We start from the raw sequence: 11,656 nt of genomic DNA on the forward strand, positions 1-11,656 counted from the left end.
CGTGGCCACAACGAGCATCAAGTACGACCTGATCGCCCGCGATAGTGCGTCTCGCACGTTCGACAAGATCGGCCGCTCGGCGTCGACGACGGAGAAGGTCTTCGGGAGGCTCGGTAAGGCCGCGATGGTCGCCGGTGCGGCAGTCGCAGGTGGCCTTGCCGCGGGCCTCGCCAAGGGAACCAAGGACGCGATCCGCTTCCAGGCGGAGATGACCCGCATCTCCACGCAGGCCGGCGGCACCGCGAAGGACGTGAAAGTCCTCTCGGACCAGGTGTTGAAGCTGGGCACGAGCACCCAGCAGGGCCCCCAGCATCTCGCCGAGTCGCTGTACCACCTGAAGAGCGTCGGCATGGACAACGTCCAGGCGATGAAGGCCCTGAAGGAGAGCTCTGACCTCGCGGCGGTCGGTCACGCGAACCTCGAAGAGACCACGAACGCGCTCGCGGGTGCGTGGCGGACCGGAATCAAGGGCGCCACCTCGTTCCATGAGGCCGTCTCTACGGTGAACGCGATCATCGGCGCGGGCAACATGTCGATGGACCAGTTCAACGCGGCCATCGGTACCGGCATCCTCCCGTCGGCGAAGACGTTCGGCCTGTCGATGAAGCAGGTCGGTGCCGCCCTGGCGCTGATGACGGATGAGGGCATCGACTCCGCGTCGGCTGCGACCCGCCTGCGCATGAGCTTCTCGCTGCTGGGCGCCCCGTCGAAGGCGGCAGAGAAGCAGCTCGGGAAGATCCATCTCACCGGTTTGCAGCTCGCCGACGCCATGCGCGGCCCCAAGGGTCTGATCGGCGCCATCGGACTGTTGAAGGAGCACCTCGACAAGTCGGGGATGTCCGCCTCGAAGCAGTCCCAGCTGCTGTCCCGTGCGTTCGGTGGCGGCCGGTCCTCCAGCGGCATCCTGCTCATGCTCAACAACTTGGACGTGCTGGAGAAGAAGCAGGAGCAGATCAACCACAGCGCCGGCAAGTTCGACGACGCGGTCAAGATGCAGCGGAAGACCGCCGAAGCGCAGTGGCACCTGCTCACCTCCAACCTGGAGGTCATGGGCATCCGGGTCGGCACGAAGGTGCTACCTGTTGTGACGGACTTCGTGCATTTCCTGGCGACGACCGCTATGCCGGCGGCGGCCGGCTTCGGCAAGGTGATGCGGGATCTGATCCCGGTCGGGGCGATCAAGCGGAGTGTCGGTGAGGCGCAGTCGACGCTGTCCGGGTTCTTCTCCGGGCTGACGGGCGGCAAGTCGCCGACCGCGATGCTCGGCGACTTCATGGACGGCTTGTCCGGCGGCGGGAAGAAGGGCCCTGCAAGTCCGAAGGGGCCTCTAGTGGCGCTGACGGTCCCGCAAGCGCCACGGCTGCTCGCGAAGCCGCAGAAGGCCGTGTCTCTCGCCCCCAAGGCTCCCGCGCTGTTCAAGCAGAAGTCCGACCCCGGAATGCTGGCCATACCGAAGGCCGCGAAGGCTGCGATGTCGCCGGCCGAGAAGTTGGGCAAGCAACTCCGTGACGCGGTCTCCAGCGGCATCGGCAACGCCGACTTCTCGAAGATGGGCGCCCAGCTGGGCACCGCCCTCGGCAAGGCATTCCAGTGGATCGCGAAGAACGCGGGGAAGCTCACCAAGCAGCTCGCCGACGCGCTCGGCGGCCTCGACTGGGTGGACATCGGCAAGCAGGTCGGCGGGAAGTCGCTGGGCTTCGCGATCGGCTTCATAACCAGCTTCGGCACGGAGCTGCTGAGCCCCAGCTTCTGGAAGAAGCACTGGTGGGACACGGTGCTCGCCGCGCTCTCCTTCATCGGCATCGGGAAGTTGGCCGGCCCGCTCGAAAAGGTCATCAGCAAGATCCCGATCCTGAAGATTTTTGCCCCCGTCCTCCGGGGCCTCGACAAGCTCGGCGGTCCGTTCTCGCGGGCTTTCGACCGGGTCGCGAAGTTCTTCGGCAGCCACGCGTGGGCGGGGTTCGCGAAGGTCTTCCCCGAGGGCGCGAAGGTCATCGAAGAGGAAGCCGGGGTGATCACGACCCGCATCGGTGTGTGGGGCATCAAGTTGATGGAGAAGGGCAAGGGCGCCGCCCACCTTCTCGGTACCGGCATCAGCAAGGGGTTCGGCTGGGTCACCTCGAAGGCTGCTGAACTGGCCGCGCTCGTGCTGAAGCCGTTCGTGAAGGCGTCCGGCTGGCTGGTCGGCAAGGGCCGCGGTATCGCGATCGGCCTGAAGGACGGTGTCGTCAGGGGCGCGAAGGGGCTCGGCGGCTGGATCGTTGACCATATGGTCACGCCGGTGACGTCCAGGTTCAGTCGGGCGGGCTCCTGGCTCGTCGGCAAGGGGTCGGCGCTGGTGTCCGGCTTCAAGTCCGGTGCCGTCGGCGGGGCCAAGGCGATTGGCTCGTGGACGAGCTCGCACATCATCAGCCCCGTGACGAGCCGCTTCTCGAAGGCCGGCACCTGGCTGACGAGCAAGGGCTCCGCCCTGATTTCCGGCTTCAAGTCCGGGGTCGTCGGGACGATGAAGGGGATCGGCGGCTGGATCAAGAAGACGATCGTCGATCCTGTCGTCGGCGCCGTGAAGAAGTTCTTCGGGATCCGCTCGCCCTCGCGCGTCTTCATGAGCATCGGCGGCCACCTGGTCTCCGGCCTGATCAAGGGCATGGCCAAGACCAACGGCACGAGCATCGCGAAAAGGATTTTCGGTTCGCTGCCGAAGGCCCTCGGGTCGATCGTCAAGAAGGGCCTGGTCAGCGTCACTAAGCTGCCCGGCAAGGCGCTGAAGGCGCTCGGTGGGCTCGGTGGCGACCTGCTCGGTCTCCTCGGGCTCGGCGGTAGCGGCGGTGGCTCGTCGGCCAACCAGAAGATCGGACAGGCGTTGGCTGCGGCCCGCGGCTGGTCCGGCCCGCAGTGGGCTGCCCTGAAGAACCTGTGGAACGGCGAGTCCGGTTGGAACGAACGCGCCCTGAACAAGTCCTCGGGCGCCTACGGCATCCCGCAGTCGCTGCCAGCGAGCAAGATGGCGTCGGCCGGCGGCGACTGGAAGACAAACGCTTCCACGCAGATCAAGTGGGGCATGTCCTACATCGCGTCCCGGTACGGCAACCCGGTCAACGCGTACTCGCAGTGGCTCGCCCGCTCGCCGCACTGGTACGCGAAGGGCACGGGCGGCGCCGCCAGGGGTCTGGCGTGGGTCGGCGAAAAGGGCCCGGAGCTGGTCAACTTCAAGGGCGGCGAGGACGTCCTGTCCAACCCGCAGTCGATGGCGTTCGCCAAGGCCAACGGCATCAAGCTCCCCGGGTACGCGTCCGGCACCATCCTCAACGCAGCGGACCGGGTGCACCGAGACCGGCAGCGCGTCGAGGACGCGAAGAACGCAGTCGCCTCGGCCAAGCGCCGGCACAAGGGTGTCGCCGCGGCCGAGACGCGGCTCCGGGCTGCTCAGAAGGAACTCGCCGCAGCGAACATCGCGCTGAAGAACGCCCAGCGGTCGGCGAAGACGTCGATCGCGAACACGATCGCGACGGGACTCTCGAAGACGCTGTCGACGGGCACGTCGGCGGCGATCGCCTCGGCGGTCAAGTCGCTGGCCACGAAACTGCTGAACGCGGGCTTCAAGGGCACCGCGGCGAACGTCCAGAAGAAGGGGGGCCAGCTCCAGTCCCTCGCCACGAAGAAGGCCAGCATCGCCAGCCAGATCGCGGCGGCCAACCAGTACGCCACCGACCAGGCCGGCGGCATCAAGGACTTCCTGGCGATCTCCGGCACGTCGGCGATGAACATCGGCGACCTCATCTCGCAATCGACTGCCCAGCAGAAGACGGCGGGCAATTTCGTCGCGCTGTCGAAGTCGTTGAAGGCGCGCGGCGCATCGAAGGATCTGCTTCAGCAGCTGTCCGATGCCGGGCCGGGCAGCCAGCTCGCGTCAATCCTCGGCGCGAAGAACGTGACCACCGCCGACATCGGCAAGCTGAACAGCCTGATGGCGTCCGGCGGAAAGCTCGCGACGAGCTTCGGCCGGGACATGGCCGACCTGATGTACGACTCCGGGAAGGACGCCTCGAAGGGCTTCCTGGCCGGGCTGAAGTCGCAGGAGGCCGCGCTCGCCAAGCAGATGGCGAAGCTCGCCAAGGACCTGATCACGCAGATCAAGAAGGCCCTGAAGATCAAATCCCCGTCGGGGGTCATGCGCGACGAGGTCGGCAAGAACGTCGTCCTCGGCATGGTCCACGGCATGGACATGCACGGCCACCTCGTCGGTAGCGCCGCCCAGCGGCTCGCTGACACGGCATCCGGCGTGTCCGTGCGCCGCCGCTACGTCCCGACCCAGGCCGGGCAGGGCCGGGGCGGGCCGAGCCAGGACGAGATCTGGGCGCGGCTGTCGGCGGCCATCGAGGCGTCCGGCAGCGAGGTCCACGTCCGCTTCAACGACGACCGGCTCCGCGACCTCATCGAAGTCACGGTCCAGCCGAAGATCAAGGCTGCGACGGACAGGCAGGCGCACCGGGCCAACGTCGGACGGAGGAGCGCCAACTGACGGAACGCAAAGAAGCCCCGACCGGAGACGATCCGGCCGGGGCTTCACGCGCTTCTGCCTGTCAGCTGCCCGGATAGTCCGGGTCGTCCTCGGCCCGCGGAAGGGTCGTGGACCCCTGCGACCAGTGGTTGACCCAGCCGCACAGCGGGCAGGCGTAGCGCCCGTTCAGGCCGTGCACCTCGGCTCCGCAGTCACGGCACTCAGTCACCGTGATCTCCGAGTCGGCCAGCCTCGCGGCCGGATCAGTGCCTGGTGCGGCTTCCGGTGGCCATTCCTGCTTCATGCGCCGAGGGTACCCGCGGGGCGGGCGTGTACCCGCTCGACCATCCGCAGTTACCACAGGACCAGGCCCCGCCAGGTCCCTGCGAGGTTTGTGCACCACAGTTCGGACAGTTCATTTCTGCCTCCTATCCCCGGGCTGATCCCGGTTTCCCAGCCGCATCTGTTGGAGCAGATCCAACGGCCGAGGTTGTCCTGGAAGGTCGAGGCTCCGCAGTTCGAGCAGTTCATTGCACAGTCCTCCGTCACTGTCATTGCACGGTCCGGCCGGCGCCCCGCTCGAGGTCTGTAGCGATCGCTACTCGCCTCGAGCGGGGTCCCTGCCGCTTCAGGCGGGCGTGTCCTTCACCCAGTCGACGAACCCTTGCCAGGCGGCCGGCCCGACCGGTACGTGAGCCCGCTCCCGGCACTTCGTATCCCGGACCAGGGCGCCCGCCGCGGGTCGCGCCCACTCCACGCACGATCCGCTGTCGGTGTACGTCGACGTCGTCCAGATCAAGGCTTCGTTCTGAGCCTTCTGCACAGCGCCCCCTTCGTGCCGTCGATCAACTCCAGTGACTGGCGCGGCGACAGGGCCAGGCCCTCGAGCCGCTCCCACGCAGAAACATAGGCGGCGACATCATCGGGGCGAGTGGTGATCTCGGAAGACGTCAACGACTCGACGAACACGGCCCGCTGCCCGGCCGCCCGGTACAGCGTGAACGGCCCGGCGAGACCCGGGTGGGCCTCGGCGCCCTGCGGCAGGATCCGCAGCGTCAGACGCGGCTGTAGCGCCTCGACGGCGAGGAGCCGCTCCAGCTGGTCGACGAGCGCCGCGGTCCCGCCCACGGGCCGGTACAGGGCGCCCTCGTCGATGATGAACGTGGAGGCCGCGCGCAGCTGGTCGATGCGCCCGCGGCGGACGTCCGCCCGCTCGCCGACCGTCTCCAGCGGCAGGGCCGGGCTCGTCGACCGGATCGCGCCGCACGCGTAGGCGTAGCCCTGCAGCGCGCCCGGGATCAGCAGCGGCTGCCAGGTGTGCACGGTCTCGGCCGCGGCCTCGATGGCGGTCAGGCGTTGGATGTGCTCGCCGAGCGTCTCGCCCGGCGGCTCCCAGATGGTCGTCACGATGTCCTTTCGAAGAGGGGGAGGGAGGCGGCAGGAGGGAGGCCTAGCCCCCAAATCCGGGGGGCTGAGCGCTCCTTCGCCCCTGCCTCCCTCGCCTCCCTGACTGGCCATTTCCGCAGGTCATGTACAGGGAGGCGGGTTAGGGAGGCGGTGAGGGAGAACTCCCTCGGTCCTCGCGGCTCCCTCTACGCGGCTTCTCGCCGGGCGAGGGCGGCACGGACCTTCTCGCGGTCGACGACCATCACGCCACTCTTGTGCGGGGCGGCCTCGAACTGCTCGAGGTACTCCTTCAGCGTGCTGTGGTTCCACTCCCGGTAGACGGGCTCGTTCAGCTGGTACAGCCGGTGCAGCACCTCCGTGGTCGGCACCCGCGGCTCGAGCCCGAGAACGTGCGCGATGTCGGCGAGGTGGTCGACGTCGCGGACCGGCGCCAGCTGCCGGACAGCCGCGCGGCCGTTGCGAGACTCCAACGCGCGGGCGGCGACCTCCTTCGCCGGGTCGGTGTCGATGAAGTACGTCCGGACCGTGATGGACGGCTCCCCGTCCGGGATCCGGATTCCGTCCGAGGCGACAACGACCGTGCCCTTGTCCTTGCCCTGCCGCAGCAGGTGCGGGGCGGCGCCGGCCTCGACCGGCGCGTCACCGAGCGCCATCTTCGCCTGCGACTCCGTGCCCAGGACCAGGGAGGCGCGGGTGTGGGCACCCTCGCGGACCAGCTTCGGCAGGTTCTCGTCGGTCGGGTCCTGGGTGCCCTGCCACAGGGTGACGTTCACCGCGCGGCCCTGGTTGTGGATGCGACGGCACGCCATGAAGTACCGGGACGTCGCCTTCTTCCCGCCATACGGCCGGCCGTCGAGCCCCTTGAGCGGGTTCATGAACGCCACCTGCGCCTCGTCGACGATGATGACGAGCGGGTGGTGGTCACCGGTCGGGTCCTGCAGACGGCGCTCCATCTCCTGCACTCCGGCCTCGACCATCTCCGTGACCGCCGCGGCGTGCTCGTCGGTCGGACCGTAGATGTACACCGAGGCCAGGCCCTCGAACATCCCCCAGTCGCCGATGCCCTTCAGGTCGCCGATCCAGAACTCGACGGACGCATCGAACGCCAGCCACAGGGCGATAGATCGCAGGCTGGCAGTCTTGCCCTGGTTGGACAGACCGGTGATGAGCAGGTGCCGCTGGTAGACGCTCAGTTCGGCCTCGTCGCCGCGCAGGGACTGGCCCCACGGGGCACGGCCGAGCTTGTAGTCGGCGCGCACGTCCTCGCTGGTGAGCAGCGGAGACATGCCGATCGGCTCGTCGAGCGCACCGGAGTCGGCGATCCACAGGCGGACGGTACGGGCGGCCTCCGGGATGGAAATGAACACCTCGTGCTCGTGCCTGCCCAGGTTCTCGGCCAGCTTCCGGCGACGGTTCTGGATCTCCTCGGTCGACACCCCGGACGGCAGGGTGACGTCGACCTCGACACCGCAGCCCGCCATGGTGATCGGCGACAGCAGGGCCGCGCCGGCGTCGCCCATGTCCTCGATGGCCTTCCGCAGCGCGGACACCCCGAGATCCCGGAAGGCGACCACAACGACCGAGGGCGTGATCGCAACCTCGTCCCGCTGCGATGCGGGCAGCGCCCACTGCGGAGCGGCGTGCCGGCTGCGGCCAACCGACCAGGCACCGGCGAGAGCGAGCCAGGGAGCGGCGTACAGCAGCGGGCCCCAGATGAGACCCGCGAGGACGGCCGCCCAGCGGACGGCTTCCACTGCGGCTTCGAGCGGGACGAGAACATCCCGAACATCCTTGTTCGCCCAGGCCAGAAGGATTCCGACGAACAGCAGCAGGCCCGTTCCGGCGAGGGCCGCGGAGCCGATCGCCTTCGGCAGCGCGAGCATCGCCTGCAGCGTGTCCATCCGCCTGCGGTGGCGGGCCATGCGGAAGGCGTGCCCGCGCTGCTCCCACTCGGCGACCTTGTCCATCAGGCCCGCGGCTTCGGCGGCACGGATCATCCGCTCGTACCGGGCGGCGCTGCGGCCGTCCCAGGTCCGGCGGGCGAGGACCCGGGCGCCACCGACCGTGTAAGAGGAGTGCCGGACGGCCAGGCGGCCCACGGACCGTACCCGCTCGTCGGCGAGGGCCGCACGGGCAGCTGTACGGAAGCGGGCCCGGCGCCGCTCCTGCTGGCTGCCGTCGCCCTGTGGCGGCTTGATCAGGGTCACTGTCATGCTGGTAGTTCCTTCTCTCTGATGAGGGTTGGGAGGCCCGGGGACGGCCGTTCTGCTTGGCGGCGGGATGCCGTCCCCGGGGCGTGGCTACTGGTAGCGGCGGAGCTCGCGTTCGATGCGGCGGGCGGCCTGCTCGTGGTCGCTCATCTCGCGGCGGGCGGCGGCACGTTCGGGCCCGCGGCTGGTGCGCATGGTGACCTTGGCGTTCGCGGCGGCCTGGCGGGTCTCGGAGAGGCGGCGCTGCAGGGCGTCGACCTCGCGAGCGCCGCGCTCCTCGGCCCGCTGCTCGATACGGTCGGCCTCCCGCTTGATCCGGTCGTCGATGGTGTCGACGTCCCGCGGGCCAGCCATGGACTGCTTGCCGGCCTTCAGGGCGAGCCAGGTCAGACGGCGCTTCTCGGCTCCGGTGTACGAGGTGGGCATGGTCAGTCCTCCTGTGATGCGTCGACCTGCGCCTGCATGAGGGCGGCCTCGACTGCGGCGGCGCCCTGGATCTCGCCGCGCTCGTATGCCTCGCGGACGGCCTCAGCGCCCATGAACATGCGGTCCTGGAACGTGTCGCTCATGTCGTCGTCCTCGCTCACAGGTAGGGACCGGACTGGCGGTCATCGAGACGGCCGGCCTCGCGGCGGATGGTGGCCTTTACGGACTCCGTCTTGGCCTCCGGGACCAGCCGCAGGATTGCGTCGAACGCTTCCGTCTTGGAGGCGCCAGCCGTGAGCTGCTGCCGTGCGAGCTCGGAAATGTTCGCCACCGGTTCGACGTCCTTCCGAACCGTGTTCGGCCTGGCCAGAGGCGGGATCTCGACGCCTTGGATAACATCCAAGGCAGGCTGTTCGGCCGTGTTCGCGGTCAGTTCGCCGATCTCCCCGAGGGCCTGCTCCGCGGCGAGCAGCTGCAGACGGGCGTGGACCTCGGCAGCTGCGGCCTGGCGACGGACACCGGCCACAGCGAGCTTCGCGTTGGCCTTCGAGATCTCCGCCTGAACCCACTGGCGGTCATCCTCGGACAACGGCTTCTCAACATGCTTGAAGATCGCCAGCCACAGGGCCTTCGCGACGACCGACACCGCAGCACCGACCACAGCGAGCGCGGTCGAGCCGAGCAGCATCCCGTGCCAGAAGATCGCCCCGGCCGTCAGGGCGACGAGGACGAAGCCCATGTTGCGGGCGAACGCCCGCTTGTTCGGGTCGAAGCGGCCCAACCACTCCAGGATCAGAACGGTCAGCCACGAGATGTCGAAGACGACGGCCGCCGCGTACCCGGCGCCGCCGTGCAGCAGCGAGCCGATGGAGACGGTGCTCCACACGATCGCGACGACCGTGAGAGCGAGGACCAGGCCGGACGCGGCCTTGATGGCGCGGGCGTCCCAGTCGGCCGGCAGGATCGGCGTCCGCACGCTGTACGGCCGCTCGACCTGGTGCGTGACTCCCTCGACCGTGTGGTCGACGAGCCGCTTACGGATCTCTTCCTTGAACTTCACTTCGTGCCGTCCTCTCGGAAGGTGGCGTAGTCGCCGGGCGGATAGACGTAGTTGGACAGGGCGCATTCGGCAGCCACGGCCGCGACGCCAAGCCCGGTGATGACAGCGGCGGTGCCGTTGTGTCCGTGCTCGGAGGCGGCGTTGGCGAGGGTCGACGCGACCTGGCTGGCGCGCCGGGCGGACGCGGGCGAGCCGTCGTCCGTGTGCATCGCCCCGTACAGGGCTTCGCGGGCTCGGTCTCGGAGGCTCACGGCTGGACCACCTCCGGGGCGGCGGCCCGCACCACGCGGTGCGAGGCCAGGCAGATGCCTTCTCGGTCGTGGCGGTCGACTGCTTCGACCAGCGCGGCCATCAGGGCGGGTACAGGGGGAAGCCGGCGGGTGCTGCGGTCGCAGGCCCTCAGCGCGGCATGCTCGGTCGGGCGGGGGATCGGCCATTTCGCGGTCACGACTCACCCCGCAGGCGGATCGCCTCGGCCGCGACGAACGCGACGACGCGCTCGACGGACCGGAACGCCTCGAACAACTGGGGGACGTCATCGGCACGCAGGTCGCCGTTGTAGTCCAGCTGCACGGAGACGACCGGATACGGCTCCGGAGAGCCGACCAGGTACGGGGCCTGGCTGAGGTGGACCGTGAGCATCCCCGCGGCGCGGGCCGTCACGCTGCGGTGCGTGACGTCCGTGTACCGCTGCGGCGGCTCACCCTCGTGCCCCCGGCACCAACCCGGCTCCAGGATCGTGACCGTGCCGCGGTCGACCGTCTCCAGCGTGACCGTGCGCGCGCTCACCGGTCCTCACCGGCCTTCCAGGTACGGCCGAGCAGGTCCCGGTGGTCGACGTGCGCCGACCGGTTCCAGATGCAGGGAAAGGCGGGCTGGTCGGGCTGCGGGGCCCCGCACACCGCGGGGTCGCCCTCGATGGCGCCCTGATGCCAGGCCAGCACCTCCGGGTCGACCGGCCGCTCCCGCTCCTCGGCAAGGAACGCCGCGACCACAGGGAAGGCGCGGTCGACGGAACGCTGTACGTCGGCCTGCTCGGCGACCGCGAGGGCCGCGCGCATCGTGGCCCGCAGCTCACCGATCCGGCCGGCCAAGTCGCGGACGTAGGTGGTGGGGTGGCCGGGCTGACCCAGGGCCTCCGTGAGGAGACCCCGGATCAGCTCCAGCGCTTCGCGCTCATTCACGCAGCACGCCCCTTACGGCGGGCCTCGCGGTTGATGCGACGGACGGTCTGGGTGGTGAGGTCACCCAGGAGGTCGGGGCGCCTGTCGGCAGCCACGTTGCGGTTACGGCGCGGCATCAGCGCACACCACCCTCGCGGGCGTCGTGCCAGGCGAGGAGCGCGCGGCGGGTCTCGTCCTCCCGCAGCTGCTGCGAGACGTCCGGGTAGACGCGGACCTCCATGGCGCCCGGCTCGCCGTACAGGGCGAGGACCGCCCGGCGGCCGGTGTCCTCCGTCTCGACGACCGTGATGCCGAAGACCTTCAGCAGGTAGGCGATCGGCAGCGTCGCCAGCTCGTCGGAGCCGAGGGACAGCCACGGCTCGTGCGCGAACTGCGTGTTGGTCGCGTGGTCGGCCGCCTGTGCGTCGGAGAGCCGGTCGCCCAGCCGGACCAGGGCGCCCAAGTGGGCGCGGACCCGGCGGATCTGGTCGTTGAGCTCCAGCCGGCTGCGGCAGATCATGCTCTCGCCGGTGCTGGCCTCCGGCACGAAGTCGATGTGCGGGGCCGAGTCGCCCTCCGGGGCGAACGGCCACTGCACCAGGCGGGCTTCGAGGATGGTGTCGCGTCCCCCGTCGACGTCGAAGCCGAGGTTGATCGCGTCGCCCATGTGCTGCAGATCCTCGGGGGACGTGAGGCCCACCTCGGCCTCGTCGCTGTGGTCGAAGGTGCACCAGGCGGGGCAGGCGTGGGCGAGGAAGCCGCCCGAGCGCAGCCGGTAGGTCACCGTCCGGTCCGACTCGGCGGCCGGCTTCTGCGTGGGGATGCCGGCGAGCGCGGCAGCGTGCTGAGCGATGGCATGATTCGCCATAGCGGTTCTCCTGTGCAGTCA

General features: G+C 69.4%; 13 protein-coding genes. 1 reads left to right on the forward strand and 12 read right to left on the reverse strand.

From position 1 onward, the window contains the following. Position 1: 1 nt before the first annotated feature. Positions 2–4,522 (forward strand): phage tail tape measure protein, encoded by a 4,521-nt coding sequence (locus OHB41_RS07805; protein WP_266697222.1) that lies wholly within the window; start codon positions 2–4, stop codon positions 4,520–4,522. A gap of 61 nt (positions 4,523–4,583) precedes the next feature. Here the strand turns inward: OHB41_RS07805 and OHB41_RS07810 are convergent, their stop codons facing one another. The 12 genes from OHB41_RS07810 to OHB41_RS07865 all read right to left on the reverse strand — a co-directional run bounded on the left by OHB41_RS07810 (position 4,584) and on the right by OHB41_RS07865 (position 11,635). Continuing rightward, the gene (locus OHB41_RS07810; RefSeq protein WP_266697223.1) at positions 4,584–4,805 is read right to left on the reverse strand and encodes a hypothetical protein; all 222 of its coding nucleotides are present in this window, start codon (positions 4,803–4,805) and stop codon (positions 4,584–4,586) included. A gap of 324 nt (positions 4,806–5,129) precedes the next feature. Next, complete coding sequence (locus tag OHB41_RS07815) at positions 5,130–5,324, reverse strand: DUF397 domain-containing protein (protein WP_266697224.1); 195 nt, start codon at positions 5,322–5,324, stop codon at positions 5,130–5,132. Continuing rightward, positions 5,297–5,908, reverse strand: coding sequence for a DUF5753 domain-containing protein (locus tag OHB41_RS07820; protein ID WP_266697225.1), 612 nt, complete (start codon positions 5,906–5,908; stop codon positions 5,297–5,299). The genes OHB41_RS07815 and OHB41_RS07820 overlap by 28 nt, the downstream gene beginning before the upstream one ends. 185 nt (positions 5,909–6,093) lie before the next feature. Then, the gene (locus OHB41_RS07825; RefSeq protein WP_266697226.1) at positions 6,094–8,121 is read right to left on the reverse strand and encodes an ATP-binding protein; all 2,028 of its coding nucleotides are present in this window, start codon (positions 8,119–8,121) and stop codon (positions 6,094–6,096) included. An 87-nt stretch (positions 8,122–8,208) separates the two neighbouring features. Then, entirely contained in the window at positions 8,209–8,544 is a 336-nt protein-coding gene (locus OHB41_RS07830; RefSeq protein WP_266697227.1) for a hypothetical protein, read from the reverse strand. 2 nt (positions 8,545–8,546) lie between these two features. Next, on the reverse strand, positions 8,547–8,687 hold the full coding sequence (locus tag OHB41_RS07835; protein ID WP_266697228.1) for a hypothetical protein: 141 nt from the start codon (positions 8,685–8,687) through the stop codon (positions 8,547–8,549). Between the two features lie 14 nt (positions 8,688–8,701). Then, complete coding sequence (locus OHB41_RS07840; RefSeq protein ID WP_266697229.1) at positions 8,702–9,604, reverse strand: hypothetical protein; 903 nt, start codon at positions 9,602–9,604, stop codon at positions 8,702–8,704. Then, positions 9,601–9,855, reverse strand: a complete 255-nt coding sequence (locus OHB41_RS07845; protein ID WP_266697230.1) for a hypothetical protein — start codon at positions 9,853–9,855, stop codon at positions 9,601–9,603. Before OHB41_RS07845 ends, OHB41_RS07840 begins: the two co-directional genes overlap by 4 nt. After that, complete coding sequence (locus OHB41_RS07850) at positions 9,852–10,052, reverse strand: hypothetical protein (RefSeq protein ID WP_266697231.1); 201 nt, start codon at positions 10,050–10,052, stop codon at positions 9,852–9,854. Before OHB41_RS07850 ends, OHB41_RS07845 begins: the two co-directional genes overlap by 4 nt. Then, positions 10,049–10,393 (reverse strand): DUF6907 domain-containing protein, encoded by a 345-nt coding sequence (locus tag OHB41_RS07855; RefSeq protein ID WP_266697232.1) that lies wholly within the window; start codon positions 10,391–10,393, stop codon positions 10,049–10,051. The genes OHB41_RS07850 and OHB41_RS07855 overlap by 4 nt, the downstream gene beginning before the upstream one ends. Next, the gene (locus OHB41_RS07860; protein WP_266697233.1) at positions 10,390–10,788 is read right to left on the reverse strand and encodes a hypothetical protein; all 399 of its coding nucleotides are present in this window, start codon (positions 10,786–10,788) and stop codon (positions 10,390–10,392) included. Before OHB41_RS07860 ends, OHB41_RS07855 begins: the two co-directional genes overlap by 4 nt. 115 nt (positions 10,789–10,903) lie before the next feature. After that, the gene (locus tag OHB41_RS07865) at positions 10,904–11,635 is read right to left on the reverse strand and encodes a DUF6907 domain-containing protein (RefSeq protein ID WP_266697234.1); all 732 of its coding nucleotides are present in this window, start codon (positions 11,633–11,635) and stop codon (positions 10,904–10,906) included. Positions 11,636–11,656: the final 21 nt, after the last annotated feature.

It is taken from the genome of Streptomyces sp. NBC_01571 (genome assembly GCF_026339875.1).
In the GTDB taxonomy this organism is placed as follows: domain Bacteria; phylum Actinomycetota; class Actinomycetes; order Streptomycetales; family Streptomycetaceae; genus Streptomyces.

Bases quoted from the DNA above. Each gene is read 5' to 3' on its own strand.
- OHB41_RS07810 (WP_266697223.1), bottom strand. From the start codon at position 4,805: ATGAAGCAGGAATGGCCACCGGAAGCCGCACCAGGCACTGATCCGGCC.
- OHB41_RS07825 (WP_266697226.1), bottom strand. From the start codon at position 8,121: ATGACAGTGACCCTGATCAAGCCGCCACAGGGCGACGGCAGCCAGCAG.
- OHB41_RS07830 (WP_266697227.1), bottom strand. From the start codon at position 8,544: ATGCCCACCTCGTACACCGGAGCCGAGAAGCGCCGTCTGACCTGGCTC.
- OHB41_RS07835 (WP_266697228.1), bottom strand. From the start codon at position 8,687: ATGAGCGACACGTTCCAGGACCGCATGTTCATGGGCGCTGAGGCCGTC.
- OHB41_RS07865 (WP_266697234.1), bottom strand. From the start codon at position 11,635: ATGGCGAATCATGCCATCGCTCAGCACGCTGCCGCGCTCGCCGGCATC.